The 16,209-nt window shown below is 61.3% G+C and carries 14 protein-coding genes; 11 read left to right on the forward strand and 3 right to left on the reverse strand.

Annotated features, from left to right (window positions below; translation table 11 throughout):
• Positions 1 to 8: 8 nt before the first annotated feature.
• Complete coding sequence (locus GQR96_RS10725; protein WP_004204025.1) at positions 9 to 1,529, reverse strand: amino acid ABC transporter permease/ATP-binding protein; 1,521 nt, start codon at positions 1,527 to 1,529, stop codon at positions 9 to 11.
• A gap of 488 nt (positions 1,530 to 2,017) precedes the next feature.
• On the opposite strand from GQR96_RS10725, the gene GQR96_RS10730 reads away from it, so the two are divergent.
• The 7 genes from GQR96_RS10730 to GQR96_RS10760 all read left to right on the forward strand — a co-directional run bounded on the left by GQR96_RS10730 (position 2,018) and on the right by GQR96_RS10760 (position 8,501).
• Entirely contained in the window at positions 2,018 to 2,932 is a 915-nt protein-coding gene (locus GQR96_RS10730) for a LysR substrate-binding domain-containing protein (protein ID WP_004204026.1), read from the forward strand.
• A gap of 169 nt (positions 2,933 to 3,101) precedes the next feature.
• Positions 3,102 to 4,358 carry a flavin-containing monooxygenase gene (locus tag GQR96_RS10735; protein ID WP_065904081.1) on the forward strand — a complete coding sequence of 419 codons (1,257 nt, stop codon included), beginning with the start codon at positions 3,102 to 3,104 and terminating at the stop codon, positions 4,356 to 4,358.
• Positions 4,359 to 4,384: 26 nt separating this feature from the next.
• Positions 4,385 to 4,819 carry a RidA family protein gene (locus tag GQR96_RS10740; protein WP_004190423.1) on the forward strand — a complete coding sequence of 145 codons (435 nt, stop codon included), beginning with the start codon at positions 4,385 to 4,387 and terminating at the stop codon, positions 4,817 to 4,819.
• Positions 4,816 to 5,490, forward strand: coding sequence for a DUF1028 domain-containing protein (locus GQR96_RS10745; RefSeq protein ID WP_032455929.1), 675 nt, complete (start codon positions 4,816 to 4,818; stop codon positions 5,488 to 5,490). The genes GQR96_RS10740 and GQR96_RS10745 overlap by 4 nt, the downstream gene beginning before the upstream one ends.
• Positions 5,483 to 6,652, forward strand: a complete 1,170-nt coding sequence (gene argE / locus GQR96_RS10750; protein WP_064150667.1) for an acetylornithine deacetylase — start codon at positions 5,483 to 5,485, stop codon at positions 6,650 to 6,652. Before GQR96_RS10745 ends, argE begins: the two co-directional genes overlap by 8 nt.
• A 24-nt stretch (positions 6,653 to 6,676) precedes the next feature.
• The gene (locus GQR96_RS10755) at positions 6,677 to 7,495 is read left to right on the forward strand and encodes a phytanoyl-CoA dioxygenase family protein (RefSeq protein WP_004204030.1); all 819 of its coding nucleotides are present in this window, start codon (positions 6,677 to 6,679) and stop codon (positions 7,493 to 7,495) included.
• A gap of 22 nt (positions 7,496 to 7,517) precedes the next feature.
• On the forward strand, positions 7,518 to 8,501 hold the full coding sequence (locus tag GQR96_RS10760) for a zinc-dependent alcohol dehydrogenase family protein (protein ID WP_074384451.1): 984 nt from the start codon (positions 7,518 to 7,520) through the stop codon (positions 8,499 to 8,501).
• A gap of 2 nt (positions 8,502 to 8,503) precedes the next feature.
• Here the strand turns inward: GQR96_RS10760 and tynA are convergent, their stop codons facing one another.
• On the reverse strand, positions 8,504 to 10,771 hold the full coding sequence (gene tynA, locus GQR96_RS10765) for a primary-amine oxidase (RefSeq protein ID WP_065904089.1): 2,268 nt from the start codon (positions 10,769 to 10,771) through the stop codon (positions 8,504 to 8,506).
• A 603-nt stretch (positions 10,772 to 11,374) separates the two neighbouring features.
• Positions 11,375 to 13,420: a phenylacetic acid degradation bifunctional protein PaaZ gene (paaZ, locus tag GQR96_RS10770; RefSeq protein WP_069734189.1), complete on the reverse strand. Its 2,046-nt coding sequence runs from the start codon at positions 13,418 to 13,420 to the stop codon at positions 11,375 to 11,377.
• 286 nt (positions 13,421 to 13,706) lie between these two features.
• Here paaZ and paaA point away from each other — a divergent pair, with 286 nt between their 5' ends.
• Genes paaA through paaD form a run of 4 tightly spaced genes read left to right on the forward strand, consistent with a single transcriptional unit; the run spans position 13,707 to position 16,207 of the window.
• Complete coding sequence (paaA, locus tag GQR96_RS10775) at positions 13,707 to 14,636, forward strand: 1,2-phenylacetyl-CoA epoxidase subunit PaaA (RefSeq protein WP_002902764.1); 930 nt, start codon at positions 13,707 to 13,709, stop codon at positions 14,634 to 14,636.
• A gap of 11 nt (positions 14,637 to 14,647) precedes the next feature.
• On the forward strand, positions 14,648 to 14,935 hold the full coding sequence (gene paaB / locus GQR96_RS10780) for a 1,2-phenylacetyl-CoA epoxidase subunit PaaB (RefSeq protein ID WP_002902768.1): 288 nt from the start codon (positions 14,648 to 14,650) through the stop codon (positions 14,933 to 14,935).
• A 7-nt stretch (positions 14,936 to 14,942) separates the two neighbouring features.
• Positions 14,943 to 15,698: a 1,2-phenylacetyl-CoA epoxidase subunit PaaC gene (paaC, locus tag GQR96_RS10785; protein ID WP_069135597.1), complete on the forward strand. Its 756-nt coding sequence runs from the start codon at positions 14,943 to 14,945 to the stop codon at positions 15,696 to 15,698.
• Between the two features lie 11 nt (positions 15,699 to 15,709).
• A complete protein-coding gene (gene paaD, locus GQR96_RS10790) occupies positions 15,710 to 16,207 on the forward strand; it encodes a 1,2-phenylacetyl-CoA epoxidase subunit PaaD (protein WP_069135598.1) in 498 nt (165 codons plus the stop codon).
• The last annotated feature ends 2 nt before the right edge of the window (positions 16,208 to 16,209 follow it).

The following is a 16,209-nucleotide window of genomic DNA, read 5'->3' on the forward strand; positions in this document are numbered from 1 at the left end:
CCCGATAGTTAAGCCAGAGAAACATCTTTCAGAAAGGCCTCGACCCGCGGGTGTTGCCCGCTGCGCATCGCCTGCGGCGTGTCATCGCACACCACCCGGCCTTTCTCCATAAACACGATCCGGTCAGACACTTTGAAGGCGAAGTTCATCTCGTGGGTGACGATGACCATCGTGATGCCTTCGTGGGCCAGGGATTCGATAACCTGCAGCACCTCATTCACTTTTTCCGGATCCAGCGCCGAGGTGGGCTCATCGAACAGCATGATCTGCGGACGCATCATCAGGGCGCGGGCGATCGCCACCCGCTGCTGTTGACCGCCGGAGAGCTGGTGCGGATACTTCCAGGCGTGTTCCAGCATGCCCACCTTGTGCAGCAGCTCGCAGGCGTGCTGGCGCAGCTCCGCGTCGCTCGCCAGATGGTGATAGCGCGGAGCCAGCAGCAGATTGCCGAACACGGTCAGATGCGGGAACAGGTTAAAGCTCTGGAACACCATGCCGATATTCAGACGGTGTTCGGCATTCTCCATAAAGCGCGGCTTATGCTGCCCCTGACGGTCGAGATGAATAAAGGGCTGGCCGTTAATCTGAATTTCGCCGTTATCGATCTGCTCAAGACCGTTTAGCAGGCGAATGAGGGTGGTTTTCCCCGAGCCCGACGGGCCGATAACCGAGACCACTTCGCCGGGCTGGATCTGCAGGCTCACCGCCCCCAGCACTTCGACATTGTTGTAGGCCTTATGCAGCTTAGAGGCCTGCAGCGCCGGCTCCTGGCCTTGGGAGACGCTGCGCGCCATCGCCGGGCGCCGGGCGGTCGCCAACTGCTGCATCTCGGCATCCACCGGCCGGGCGGTGTCGCGTCGGGTGACATCGAGGTAGTTCTCCAGCCGTTTCAGCAGAAAATCGAACACCGTGACGATAAAGATGTAATAAAACGCCACGGCGGTCATGGTCTCCATGACCAGAAAGTTCTGCGAGTAAAGCTGCTGGCCGACCATCAATATTTCGGTCAGGGAGATCACCGACACCAGCGAACTGAGCTTCACAATGGCGATATACTCATTGGCCAGCGCCGGCAGGGCGACGCGCAGCGCCTGGGGAATGATCACCCGCCACTGGATCCCGGCGTAGCGTAAACCCAGGGCCCGCGCGGCTTCACTCTGCCCGCGGGGGATGGAGAGCAGCCCGCCGCGATGGATCTCGGCAATATAGGCCGCTTCGCTGAGGACCATCGCCAGCAGGCCGGCCCAGAAGGGATCGTTCAGCACCGGCGCGAAGGAGGGCAGCGCCTGCGGCATGTTGTAGACAAAAATCAGCAGGACCAGCAGCGGCATACTGCGAAATAACCAGATATACAGCCGGGCAGGGGTGGATAACCAGCCGCGCGGCGACTGTTTAGCCAGCGCCAGAATAAAGCCGAGCACAATACTGCAGCCCCAGGTCAGCAGACTTAATTTAATGACGGTCCAGGTGGCCCACCAAAAATCGGCATCGCTGAGCAGGCTTAACATGTAGTTCCAGTTAAACGTCATGGGCTATTTCACTCGTCATAATTAACCTAAATGAAAGCGGCTCGGCTGTGCATTAATGGGGAGCCGCCGGTGTTCATCGTGCGAATACACTATGCTGGCAGGATGCTTTCAGAGGCAATTAGTAAATTTTTGGTCTTTAAGTTTAAAAAAACTATACAGCGTTATTAACGATATGGAATTTAAAGTGATTATCAGGATACTTTGCGTAAACAATTTAAAAACAATAGCTGCAATTGAATAACGATATTTTATGCAGGCAGGTTATTTTGCGCGAAACTGGGGCGACCGCTGCCTGCTCAATGTGCAGCGTGTTGCATGATGGTGCAAAAGCGGAAATAAACCGTGCCGGCGCGGGAGGAGAATAAATAATATCGCCCCCTGGCGGGCAATGCGCCGCCATTTTTCGCGGGTGGCACGCGGATTGCTTGGGACTTAGAGGAAAACTATTTCCTGCGTGCGCCGGACCATATTTTATCAATGGTGATGCTATGAACCGATTTACCCTGAAGCAGCTCAAATATTTCGTCACCGTGGTGGAGACGGAGAGTATCGCCGAGGCCTCCCGCCAGCTGCACATTGCGCAGCCGTCGATTTCCATTGCCATTAAGAATCTGGAGAGCACCTTCGACCAGCAGCTGTTTATTCGCCACCACGCGCAGGGCGTCTCGCTCACGTCCAGCGGTCGGCGGATCTACGATAAAGCGAAGGAGCTGCTGCGCCTGTCGTGGGAATTTGAGCAGAATTCGCGGGCGGATAAAGAGCTGGTTTCTGGCATGATCTCCATCGGTTGCTTTGAATCGGTAGCTCCGCTGTATATGCCGAAGCTGGTGGCTGGATTTAAGAAATGCTATCCGGAAATTACGCTGCATCTGTATGACGGCGAACAGCATGAGCTGATGCATGGCCTGCACCGCGGCCGCTTTGACCTGGCGCTGGTCTACGATCTGGAGCTTGGCCACTCGATCAATAAAGAACGGCTTAACGCCCCGCATAAACCCTACGCGCTGCTGCCCGCCGCGCATCCGCTGGCGCAAAAGGCGCAGGTGACGCTGCAGGAGCTGAGCCGCGAGCCAATGATCCTCCTTGATGCGGTCCCGAGCAAAAATTATTTCATCTCCATCTTTAAGGAAAAAGGCTATCACCCGGAAGTAGCTTACAGCTCACCCTCTATCGAAATGGTGCGCTGTATGGTCGGTCAGGGACTCGGTTTTTCGGTGCTGGTCACCCGGCCTTGTTGCGATATGACCTACGATGGTGAAAGGGTGGTGCAGCGGGATATTGCCGACGATATGCCCGCCTCAACCTTAATTATGGCGCATCTCGCTAATAATGAGCCGACGCGGCCAACGCAACTGTTTATGGATTATTGCCGCAGTATCGAATTAACCCCCTCTCACGGCTGAAATAACGCCTGTCGATCCGGCAGGCGTTATTTTTTTGTCGTCAATCAGCCTCGTAAAATTCTATTCAGTCGATCGTTTTATAATATTTTACCAATTCGTCACAGTTAAATAACCTGAAAGCCGTCAATTCCGGCGACCTCGTCGGCAACTGTGCTTGAAGGATAGAGAAATGACTGAACAGATAACCGAGATCGATACCCTGGTGGTCGGCGCGGGGCAGGCGGGCGTCGCCATGAGCGAGCATCTGACCCGGCAGGATATCCCCCACCTGGTGCTGGAGAAACAGGGTATTGCCCAGGCCTGGCGCAGCGGGCGCTGGGATTCGCTGGTGGCCAACGGCCCGGCCTGGCACGATCGGTTTCCGGGGATGGTGTTCCCGGACTGCCCGCCGGATAGCTTTGTCGGCAAAGAGCAGGTTGCGGACTATTTTGCCGCCTATGCCCGCAGCTTCAATGCGCCGATCCGTACCGGGGTGGAGGTGTACAGCGCCGTACGCCTCGCCGGGCGACCGGGCTTTCGTGTCGACACCTCCCAGGGGGTGATTGAGGCGCAGCGGATCGTAGCGGCCACCGGACCCTTTCAGCGCCCGGCGATCCCGGCGATCGCCCCGCAGAGTCCGGCTATTCAGCAGCTCCACTCGGCGCACTATTTTAATCCGCAGCAGCTGCCGGAGGGCGGCGTGCTGGTAGTGGGGGCCGGATCCTCCGGCGTCCAGATTGCCGATGAGCTGCAGCGTGCCGGACGCGCGGTGTGGCTGTCGGTGGGGGCGCACGACCGGCCGCCGCGTCGCTATCGCCAGCGCGATTTTTGCTGGTGGCTCGGGGTGCTGGGAATGTGGGACGCCGCGGCCAATGCGCCGGGGAAAGAGCATGTCACTATCGCGGTGAGCGGCGCGCGCGGCGGCCATACCGTCGATTTTCGCCAACTGGCGCATCAGGGGGTCACCCTGGTGGGGCAGACCCGCGGCTTTGACGGCGCCAGGGCGTTGTTCCACCCCGACCTGGCGGAGAATATCCGCCGCGGCGATGCCTCTTATCTTGCGTTGCTCGACGCCGCCGACGACTGGGTAGCGCGCAACGGTTCTGATCTGCCTGAAGAGCCCTCCGCCCGTGAGTTTCTGCCCGATCCGGCCTGCGTCAGCGACCCGCTGCTTAGCCTCGACCTGGCCGAGGCCGGGATCGGCGCCATCATCTGGGCGACCGGATATACCACCGACTATCGCTGGCTGAAGGTCAACGCCTTCGATGACGCGCAGCGGCCGCAGCATCACCGCGGCGTGTCGACGGAGCCGGGGGTCTATTTTCTCGGCCTGCCGTGGCTGTCGCGGCGCGGGTCCACCTTTATCTGGGGCGTCTGGCACGATGCCAAATATATTGCCGACCAGATCGCCATTCAGCGCCAGTATCAGCGTTACCAGCCGTCCTGATAACCGTTTCCTGAAGGAGTGCTTTGATGCCAACCCATACCCGTATTCGCATGTTTAACACCAAAGAGACCTACCCGAACCAGGCGCTGAACAACGATCTGTGCCAGGCGGTGCGGGCCGGGAATACCGTCTACGTTCGCGGCCAGGTCGGCACCGATTTCGCCGGCAACCTGATCGGCCTCGGCGACCCGCGAGCCCAGGCGGAACAGGCGATGAAGAATGTCGAGCAGCTGCTGAAAGAGGCCGGCAGCGACCTCTCGCATATCGTCAAGACCACCACTTATCTGATCGACCCCCGCTATCGCGAGCCGGTCTATCAGGAGGTGGGAAAATGGTTGAAAGGGGTCTTTCCCATCTCCACCGGGGTGGTGGTGTCGGCCCTGGCGCAGCCGCAGTGGCTGATGGAGATTGACGTCACGGCGGTGATCCCTGACGACTGGCAGGGGGAGGCGGCAGAATGACCCTTTCCCTTACCGCCCGTTGCCCGGAAACGGGTCAGTTGGGCATCGCCATTAGTTCATCGAGCATGGCCGTCGGGTCGCGCTGTCCGTGGCTGCTGCCCGGCGTGGGGGCGGTTTCCAGCCAGAACATTACCCTGCCGTCGCTGGGGCCGCAGATCCTCAGCGCGCTCGAAGCGGGAGCCAGCGTTGAGCAGGCCCTGAAGCAGGCGCTGGCGGAGGATCGCTTCCGCGAATATCGCCAGGTCGCGGCGATTGACGCCAACGGCGACACGGCGGTGTTCAGCGGGGAATTCACCCTCGGGATCGGCGGCGCCCTGGCGGGGGATAACTGCGTGGCGGCGGGCAACATGCTGGCCAGTGAGGGGGTGATCGCTGCGATGGTGGGCGCCTTTGAGGCCGCCACCGGTGAGCTGACCAGCCGGCTGCTGGCCGGACTGCGCGCCGGGATCGTCGCCGGGGGCGAGGCCGGGCCGGTCCACTCGGCGGCGGTGAAGGTGGTGGACGATTACCCGTGGCCGGTGGTCGACCTGCGCATTGACTGGGCGGAAGCGGATCCGCTGGCGGCCCTTGAGCAGCTGTGGCTGGCGTGGGAGCCGCAAATGGAGGCCTATATTACCCGGGCGCTCGACCCGCGCGAGGCGCCGGCCTATGGCGTGCCTGGCGATGAATAACACGCCGGGAGCGATCCTTGCCGCGCTGCTGGCCTTTGATACCACCAGCCGCCATTCAAACCTGGCGATGATCGACTGGATCGCCGATTTTCTCGCCGCCCGCGGCGTGGCGTCCCGCCGCTTTTATGACCCGTCGGGGGGAAAGGCCAATCTCTACGCCCGGCTGGGGCCGTCCGGCGGCGGCGGGGTGATGCTCTCGGGCCATACCGACGTGGTCCCGGTGGACGGGCAGGACTGGAGCGTGCCGCCGTTCAGCCTGACCGAGCGCGATGGCCGCTACTACGGCCGCGGCAGCGCCGATATGAAGGGCTTTCTCGCCTGCGTGCTGGCGGCGGTGGATGACTTTCTGGCGGCGCCGCTGCGGATGCCGCTGCATCTGGCCTTCTCCTATGACGAAGAGGTCGGCTGCCTCGGCGTGCGCAGCCTGGTGGAATTTCTGCAGGCCTCGCCGGAGAAACCGGCGCTGTGCCTCATCGGCGAGCCGACGGAGATGCAGCCGGTGTTCGGTCATAAAGGCAAACTGGCCATGCGCTGCTGCATTGAGGGCCAGGCCTGCCATTCGGCCTATGCCCCGCAGGGGGTGAACGCCATCCGCTACGCGGCCAGGCTGATCAACCGCCTGGATCGGCTGGGCGCACGTCTGGCCCGGCAGCAGGACAGCCGCTTTTCGCCGCCTTTCAGCACCCTGCAGGTGGGCACCATTCAGGGCGGCGCCGCGCTGAACATCGTTCCGCAGTCCTGTCGCTTTGATTTTGAAATCCGCTACCTGCCGGGGATGCGTCCCGAAGCGGTTACCGAAGCGCTGGCGGCCTACGCCCGCCGCCGGCTGCTGCCGGAGATGCGCCGGGTCGGCGGCGGAAGCGACATCCAGTTTCAGCTGTTGAGCCACTACCCGCCGCTGCTCAGCGATCCACAGTCCGACTTCGCCCGCTGGCTGGCGCAGTGGTGCGGCAGCGATCGGTTTTCCACCGTGGCGTTCGGCACCGAAGGGGGACTGTTCGACGAGATGGGCGTTGCGACCCTGGTCTGCGGGCCGGGCAGCATGGCCCAGGGCCATAAGGCCGATGAGTACATCAGCATCGACCAGACCGAACGCTGCATGGCGATGCTGGGCCAGCTTTGCGCGTGGATGCGCGCCGAGCCCGCAGAACCGCTTACCTGATCCACCCACACAGGAACCCAAGCGATGCACAACCAACACTCTCACCATATCGATCAAGCGACAGTCGACCGCTGGCAGGCGGATGGCGTGGTATTACTGAAGGGCGTTTTTACCCCCTGGGTTGAGCGCCTCGCCGAGGGGGTCACGGCGCTGATGGCCAGCCCCAGCGAATATGGTCATGCGCGCACGGTGATCCCCAAAGATGGTTCGCCGCCTTTTTTTCAGGATTACTGCAACTGGTCGCGGATCCCGGCGTTTAGCGAGTTTGTCTTCCAGTCGGCCGCCGCCGAAATCGCCGCGGCGCTGATGCAGTCGCAGACGGCGAAATTTTTCCATGAGCATACGCTGGTCAAACCCGCCGGGGGCAGCACGGTCACCCCCTGGCATCATGACCAGCCTTACTATTGCGTCTCCGGCCGACAGAACGTCAGCTTCTGGATCCCACTGGACCCGGTAGCAGAGGCCACCTCGCTGCGCTGCATTCGCGGGTCGCATCGCTGGGAGGCGGAGTACAGTCCCACCCGCTTCAATGGCACCAGGCTCTACGAGCACACCCGGTTCAGCGCGCTGCCGGATATCGACGCCCATGAGGACGAGTACGATATCGTCAGCTGGGCGCTGGAGCCGGGGGATGCGGTGGCCTTTCATTTTCGCACCGTCCATGGCGCCCGCGGCAACCCTGGAGCGCGGGCGCGACGGGTCTTCTCCGCCCGCTGGGTGGGGGATGACGCCGCCTTTGCCGACCGCGGCGGCGTGACGTCGCCGCCGTTCCCCGAGCTGACCCTGCGGGACGGCGACCCGCTGGATTCTCCACTGTTCCCCCAGGTCTGGCCACCAGCGTAAGCGGCTTCGGACGGGATCTGCTATGATCCCGTCTTTCGTTGTCTGGAGCCAGTCGATGTTCAACGACGCCATTGTTTATGACCGCTACGGGCCGCCGGCCGCGGTGCTAACGCTGAAACGCGCCCCGCTGGCGCCGCTGGCCGGTGGACGGGTGCGGGTCAGGATGCGCTATGCCCCGGTGAATCCTTCAGATCTGATCCCCATCACCGGCGCCTATCGCCACCGTACCCGACTGCCGGCCATCCCCGGCTACGAAGGCCTTGGCGAGGTGGTCGCCGCGCCATTCGGCAGCCGACTGACCGCGGGCCAGCGGGTGCTGCCCCTGCGCGGGGGCGGCACCTGGCAACGGTTTATCGATCTCGATGAGACCTGGCTGGTGCCGGTTCCCCCGGCGGTGGACGATCTGCTGGCCGCCCGCGGGTATATCAATCCGCTGACGGCGATGCTGATGCTCAGTCGCTGGCCGGTTGCCGGGAAACAGATCGTGCTGACCGCCGCCGCCTCCTCCTGCGCCAGCCTGCTGGGGCAGTGGGCGCTGGCCATGGGCGCCCGTTCGGTAAGCGGGATTATTCGCTCGCCGCAGCATCGGGCGCGTCTGGAGCAGGCCGGGATCTATCCGATCCTCGACGCCGATCGGGCGCTGGTGGAGAAGGTCAGCCAGCACAGCGATCTGGTGTTTGACGCGGTGGGCGGGGAGCTGGGGAACACGCTGTTGTCGGTGCTGCCCGCGTCGTCGACCCTGGTCTCCTACGGCTTATTATCCGGGCGGCCGTTGATCCAGACGCGCGCCAGCGCGGCGGTGCGCAAGTTTCATCTGCGGGAGGCGCTGCCTGGCCTCAGCGTGGCGGCATGGCGGGCGGCATTCGATGAGATCTGGCAGCGGCTGCCGACGACCACGCAACCGCCGGCCCAGCGGGTGGCGTTGAACGACTGGCGCGAGGCGATTGCCGCCGCCGGCCAGCCGGGAAGAGGCGGTAAAATCCTGCTCGATTTCACCGTGGGTTGAGATTACTGTTTCTTCTCGCCGAGGGTCGGCGTTTCGTCAAAGAAGTTCCATGGCTTCAGCAGGGCGTGCGCCCATTCGGTTGGCATGATCGGCCACTCTTCAGCGCGCGCCACGTGGGTGGTGCCGGTGGTGATCCACACCACGTCATCCTGGTGCGTCAGCGACTCATCGTCCTTGGCATACTGGCCTAACCCGGTATCGTGAGCGGAGCGGTTGGGGTATTTGCCTTCCGGATAGCGTTCGCTCGGGTGGTAGCGCGTCACCCACAGCTGTTTATCCATAAAGCTCAGACGATGGTAGATCCACTCGTCGGGGGCGAACTTGGCGCCGGTCGCCGCCGGATGGGTGCCGCCAGCGTAAGGGATGATCTGGTAAGAGACTGGGTTACCCATGCGGTTCTCTTTGCTGGTGTTGCTCAGCAGGCGAATCGTACCCGGGTCGAATTTCTGCGCCGCTTTCTGTTCGCTGTCAATCGTGTACTGATTCACCTGCATGGTGCTGGTGCGCGGGCCGCCGGCGGTGTTGGGCTTCACCTCCGGGTCCATCGCCACCAGAGTGTTGTTTTCGCCGTCCACGTCGAGGTCGAGGCGGAAGTTATAGATATGCTGGTGGGTGGTGCCGACAATATTATGGTCGATCAGCGTTCCGTAGCGGGTATCTTCTTTGGCGCTCGGGTCGTGCATGGTTTTCGCCAGCACGCCTTTCACCGCCTCAATCCCGGTGGCGCCGGCATCGATGCCGATGGTGCCGTTGTCGTGGAATACCCAGTCAAAGATATAGTCGTAGTTGCCGACGGTGCTGATCCAGCGCACCACCAGCTCCCGGCGCTCGGTACTGACGTTGGGCTTGCCCATCTCCAGGTGCTTATATTCCGGCCCGGCGTAGCGCTCGAATATGGCGACGGCGTGCGGGATGGTGGTCGGCGCGCCGGTGTAGTCGGCGATGGTTTCATCCAGCAGCACCGCATTCGACGGCGCGTCTTTGCCGCGTACAATCGGCGAGGTCAGGGTGCCCATGCCGTAATCGCCGGAGTCCAGATAGGCTTTGAAATACCAGCCGACGTCCGGGTCGCCGTAGGGGACGATCATCCCGCCGAGCGAACCTTCATACATCACCTGGCGTTTTTTGCCGTTATCGTTGTAGGTCACCGTCGAGAGGATTGGCCCGACGCGCGAGTTAAGACGCAGATGGAAATCCCAGTTCCGCCAGTGAATGGTATCCCCGGTAATGGTATAGTTTTTGCCTTCCGGTTCAGTAATATCCAGCGGTTTCACCGCCGGGGCGTTGCGGTCGCGGCCATCATACGGACGCGGTTCCATCGGCACCGGAATCACCGGGCCTTCCTCGATTTTGATGATTTTCTTTGCTTCCAGGTCGACCACCGCCACCAGGTTTTCAATCGGGTGCGCCCAGTAGTTGCCGTCGCCGGTATCGAGATAGCTGACCACCTTCAGCAGACGCGCATCCTGCTGCAGGCCATCTTTGCCATCGAAGTAGCCGACGGTGAGCGGGGTGGTGACCACCTTGCCAGGATCGGTAATACCGTGTTTTTTCAGCACCGCCGCGAATTCGCTGCTGGCGTTGATGATGTTCTGCACGCTGGCGAAATCATCGAGCAGCACCATGCCGTGCGCGCCTTTGATCGGCGTCCATGAGAGGATTTTTTTGTTTTGCAGATCGACCACCGCCTCCATCACCTGTTTGCCATCCAGCATCACCACATCGGCAGTGCGGGGGGCATCAACGGGCGTTCCCTGCAGGGCAAAGGCCCATACCGCCGCTTTATCCGGCTCGTGCAGGGAAATCTCAGTAAAGCGGGTATTCGGCTGGAACTCCGGCGCGGTTTTGACAATGGTCACCGCTTCGCTGATTTCCGCCGCCGAGAGCGAGTTTAACGGGTGAGGGCGTTTTTCCACCTGGAAGGTCTGGTCGAGACCGGACTGGAACACGTCGTTGATAAAGGTATCGGAGACCCAGGCTTTACCTTCCTTCATCACCACCGGCACCGGCAGATCAAGGGGTTTACCGTTGACGATCGCGGTTTTGGCGCCCGGCTTCACTTTGACGTAGGCGCCATCTTTTATCAGGGTAAACATTTGCGCATAGTCATCCCACTGCACGTCAGCGCCGAACGCCTCCAGCGTTTTATCCAATGGCACCATGTGCGCTTCGCCGCCGTGAGCGAAGACCGGGGATTGCCAGGCGCAAACCACCGCGACAGCGAGAGCCAGCGCGGTTTTACGCGGGGAAAATTTCAAGCCGTTTGCCATTGTGACCTCATCTTATTGTTGTGTTGTCTTATGCCGCTGCGAATGTCGGCTTTGTCACCCTTAAGCTACCAGCCCGCGGCGCCGTAGCGTTTGTTTGCTCTTGCCAGGTTATTTGTCAGTTTTGCCAGAGGGACGTAAAAAATGCCTCCGCAGAGGCATTGAACACGTGCGCCGATTTTTTTGCCGGGTGGCGGCTGCGCCTTACCCGGCCTACCTGTCCGGGGCTGACTGCCAGTAGGCCCGCACAAGCGCAGCGCCGCCGGGCAAGATACCAGGCACGGTACCCGTGATGTCGCCGGGTGGCGGCTGCGCCTTACCCGGCCTACAGGATCCACTCACAGGCTCACACCCCGTAGGCCCGCGCAAGCGCAGCGCCGCCGGGCAAGATATCAGGCACGGAACCCGTGATGTCGCCGGGTGGCGGCGGCGACTGGCCGCCCCCTGTGCGCTCCCTGCGCCATGCCAGGCATAACGCAAAAGACTAACCGGGAGCGCCATGTGCGCTGAAGCCACAGATAACATAAAGGACTTCTCAGGGCGAAACCGTTGCAAGCAATAGCTAAAGGACCGGCCAACAGAGCGCCAGCGGTCTATTTTCCGCCATTACGCCGGGAAATCCCCCTGCTGGCGCGCCACCAGGGTGAGAATGGAATACAGCGCCACCGCCTGCTGGTGCTGGTTGAAAATCTCTACCGCCCATTCCACCACGCCGGTGGCTTTCTCCTCAGCGCTGCGCTGCCGCTTGACCGTTTTCCGCTTACAGGTCAGACGCACCTGGATGGTGTCTCCCGGCTTGACCGGTTCAATAAAGCGCAGGTTTTCCATCCCGTAGTTGGCGATAACTGGCCCGACGCCGGCATCGACGAACAGACCGGCCGCCGCGGAGATCAGGAAATAGCCGTGGACCACCCGCTCGCCGAAAATCGACTCGGCGGCGGCGATTTTGTCCATGTGGGCGTAGAAATGGTCGCCGCTCAGACAGGCGAAGTTAACGATATCCGCTTCGGTCAGGGTCCGGCGAGGGGTTAATAAGCTGTCGCCGGGCTGGATCTCTTCGAAATATTTGCGAAACGGGTGAATGTGATCTTCGCTCACCTGGGCGCCGCGTACCCACTGCTGGCCGATGGTCGCCAGCATCGTTGGGCTGCCCTGGACGGCGGTGCGCTGCATATAGTGTTTCACCGAACGCAGTCCGCCGAGCTCCTCTCCGCCGCCGGCGCGGCCGGGGCCGCCGTGCACCAGCTGCGGCAGCGGCGAACCGTGGCCGGTTGACTCGACCGAGGACGCCTCGTTCAGTATCTGAATACGACCATGCGCGCGGGCGGCGCCGAGGATAAACTCGCGCGCCAGTTCGCCGCTGGCGGTAACCAGCGTCCCCGCCAGGCTGCCGCCGCCGGCGCGTGCCAGCGTGAGCGCATGCTGGCGGTCCTGGTAGGGCATCAGGGTCGCCACCGGGCCAAAGGCTTCAATGGCGTGAACCGCCGGGGTTTCATCCGGCTGCGCGCAGTAGAGCAGCGTCGGCGGGAAAAAGGCTCCGGCCGCGCTGAGGTCCGCCTGTCCGCCAAGCAGCGCTTCGCAGCCGGCGGCAATCAGTTTATTGACGCTCTCCTGTACGTCCCGACGCTGCTCGTGATTAACCAGCGCCCCCATCTTAATCCCTTCCTGCGCCGGGTCGCCGACGGTCACTTTATGCAGGCGGGCGATCAGCGCATCGCTAACCGCATTGATCTGCGCCAGCGGGACGATGATGCGGCGGATAGCGGTACATTTTTGTCCGGCTTTCGCCGTCATCTCGCGGACCACTTCCCGGATAAACAGCGCGAACTCCGGTTGCTCCGGCGTGACGTCTTCGCCTAACACACAGCAGTTGAGCGAATCCGCTTCCATGGTAAAGGGAATCGATTTGGCCACCAGGTTGGGGTGCGACCTCAGCCGCTGGCCGGTGGCGGCAGAGCCGGTAAAGGTCACCACGTCCTGGCTATCGAGGTGGTCGAGCAGATCGCCCGCGCCGCCGCAAATCAGGCTGATGGCGCCCTCCGGCACCAGGCCGCTGTCGACAATCGCTTTCACCATTGCCTGGGTGAGCTGGGCGGTAGCGGTGGCCGGTTTAATGATAGCTGGCATACCGGCAAGCCACGTGGGGGCCAGTTTTTCCAGCATTCCCCAGCAGGGGAAGTTGAAGGCGTTGATATGGACGGCGATGCCTGATTTTGATGTCAGCACATGACGCGCGGCAAAACCGCCCTGTTTTGAGAGCGGGATCAGCTCGTCTTCCGGCCACAGGATATCGTCCGGCAGTTCGCGACTGCCCAGCCCGGCATAGGTGAAAAGGGTACCGATACCGCCTTCAATATCCACCCAACTGTCGGCGCGGGTGGCGCCGGTTTGCGCCGAGATGGCGTAGAACTGGTCTTTCTGCGCCAGCAAGTGTTTCGCCACCGCTTTTAACATCGCGCTGCGTTCAATAAAGGTCATGGCTTGCAGCGCCTTACCGCCGCGCTCAATCGCGAAGCGGCGCGCCTGCGCCATATCCAGACCTTCACTGGTCACCTCCCACAGCGCCGTGCCGGTGATGGCGTGATGAATAGTACGGGCGCGGCCCCGGCCGGTCTGCCAGGCGCCGGATAAGTAGCTGGCTAACTGCTGCATCGCAAATCTCCAAATGTGTTACGTGTGATATCTATAAATAGTTCTTTTATGAATCATAAAATGCAAGTCAGTATTTAATAAATTATTAACATTGTGATCGCGATGGCGTTACGCCTTATGCTTAACTTACTGTATTTATTGTGGTTTACAAAAGGTTTTGCGGAGATTATCACAAAAAGAGCAAACAAAATTTGTGGTTTTATTTAACCAATATGTAACCTTCAATAAACAAAGTGATTCACATTAATGTTTTTGTTGTGAATATCGGAATCATAAAGGTGATGACGTGACAGAAGAACAACGCTTTGACCAGCGCATCGCGCAGGAAACGGCCATCGAACCGCAGGACTGGATGCCGGATGCCTACCGTAAGACCTTGATTCGGCAGATAGGCCAGCACGCGCACTCGGAGATCGTCGGTATGCTGCCGGAAGGCAACTGGATCACCCGCGCGCCGACGCTGCGCCGCAAAGCGATCCTGTTGGCTAAGGTACAGGATGAGGCTGGACACGGGCTGTATCTCTATAGCGCCGCGGAAACCCTTGGCTGCGCGCGGGAAGACCTGTATCAGAAGATGCTCGACGGGCAGATGAAATACTCCTCCATTTTTAACTACCCGACGCTGAGCTGGGCGGATATCGGCGTGATCGGCTGGCTGGTGGATGGCGCGGCTATCGTCAACCAGGTGGCGCTGTGCCGGACCTCCTACGGGCCCTATGCCCGGGCGATGGTCAAAATCTGCAAAGAAGAGAGCTTTCACCAGCGCCAGGGATTCGAAGCCTGCATGGCGCTGGCGCAGGGCAATGAGGCGCAGCGGCAAATGCTGCAGGACGCCATTAACCGCTTCTGGTGGCCAGCGCTGATGATGTTTGGCCCCAACGACGACAACTCGCCAAACAGCGCCCGCAGCATGGCGTGGAAAATCAAACTGCACTCCAACGACGAGCTGCGTCAACGCTTCGTCGACAACACCGTGCCGCAGGTGGAGATCCTCGGCATGACCGTCCCGGACCCGGATTTGCAGTTTGATGAAGCCAGCGGCCACTACCGCTTCGGCGAAATCGACTGGCAGGAATTTAACGAGGTGATTAGCGGCCGTGGGATTTGCAATCACGAACGCCTGGCCGCCAAGCGTAAGGCCTGGGAAGAGGGCGAATGGGTGCGCGAAGCCGCGCTGGCCCATGCGCAAAAACAGCAGGCCCGCAGCGCGGCATAAGGAGAGACAACATGAGCAAAGTTTACTGGCCGTTATATGAAGTGTTCGTTCGCAGCAAACAGGGGCTTTCCCATCGTCACGTCGGCAGCCTGCATGCCGCCGACGATCAAATGGCGCTGGAAAACGCCCGCGACGCCTACACCCGCCGCAGCGAAGGCTGCTCCATTTGGGTGGTGAAGGCCAGCGAAATCGTTGCTTCGCAGCCGGAAGATCGCGGCGAATTCTTCGACCCGGCGGAAAGCAAAGTCTACCGCCATCCGACTTTCTATACCGTGCCGGACGGCATGGAACATATGTGAGGCGGCGATGAAAAACCCGAATCCCGTCGCCACCTACGCTCTGCGTCTTGGCGACAACGGCCTGGTGCTGGCCCAGCGTTTAGGCGCCTGGTGCGGCCATGCCCCGGAGCTGGAGATCGATCTGGCATTGGCCAACATCGGCCTCGACCTGCTCGGCCAGGCGCGCAACTTTTTAAGCTATGCCGCCGAGCTTAACGGCTGCGGCGACGAAGATACCCTGGCCTTCGGCCGCGATGAGCGCCAGTTCAGCAACCTGCTGCTGGTGGAGCAGCCCAACGGCAATTTTGCCGACACCATCGCCCGCCAGTTCTTTATCGACGTCTGGCACGTCGCCCTGTACAGCCGGCTGGTGAACAGCCGCGACGCGCAGCTGGCGGCCATTGCCGCTAAAGGACTGAAAGAGGTGCGCTACCACCAGCGCTTCAGCCGTGGCTGGCTGGAGCGTCTTGGCAACGGTACCGAGGTATCCCAGCGCAAAATGCAGCAGGCGGTCGACAATCTGTGGCGCTTCACCGGCGAACTGTTCCTTGCCGATGACCTGGAGCTCAGCCTGGTCGGGCAGGGCATTGCGGTTGATCCGCGCGAGCTTCAGGCCGAATGGCAAAGCACCGTGCATACCGCGCTGCTTGACTCAGGCTTATCGATCCCGCAGGAAGCGGCCTTCCGCAGCGGCGGCAAACAGGGGCTGCACAGTGAACATCTCGGCCCGCTACTGGCGGAGATGCAATATCTGCAGCGTTCGCATCCCGGCCTGCAGTGGTAAGGGAGGAGAAGATGCAACGTTTAGATGACATCGCTCCCGCCGAGGTGCGCGCTATCTGGGGCTTGTTAAGCGCGATCCCGGACCCGGAAGTACCGGTGCTGACCATCACCGATCTCGGCATGGTGCGCAGCGTCGCGCGCCACGGCGACGGCTGGGTGATTGGCTTTACCCCGACTTATTCGGGCTGTCCGGCGACGGAGCATCTGCTGGGGGAGATCCGCGCAGTGATGAGCGAGCATGGTTATCTGCCGGTCCACATCGTCCTGCAGCTGGATCCGCCGTGGACCACCGACTGGATGAGTCAGGATGCCCGCGAGCGCCTGCGCCAGTACGGCATCAGCCCGCCCCAGGGGCACGCCTGCCATGCGGATATGCCCGCCGAGGTGAGTTGTCCACGCTGCGGCAGCATCCATACCTCGCTGCTTAGCGAATTCGGTTCCACGGCCTGCAAAGCGCTCTATCGCTGCGACAGCTGCCGGGAACCTTTTGATTACTTTAAATGTATTTGAGG

It is taken from the genome of Klebsiella sp. PCX (genome assembly GCF_021869705.1).
GTDB lineage: Bacteria > Pseudomonadota > Gammaproteobacteria > Enterobacterales > Enterobacteriaceae > Klebsiella > Klebsiella quasipneumoniae.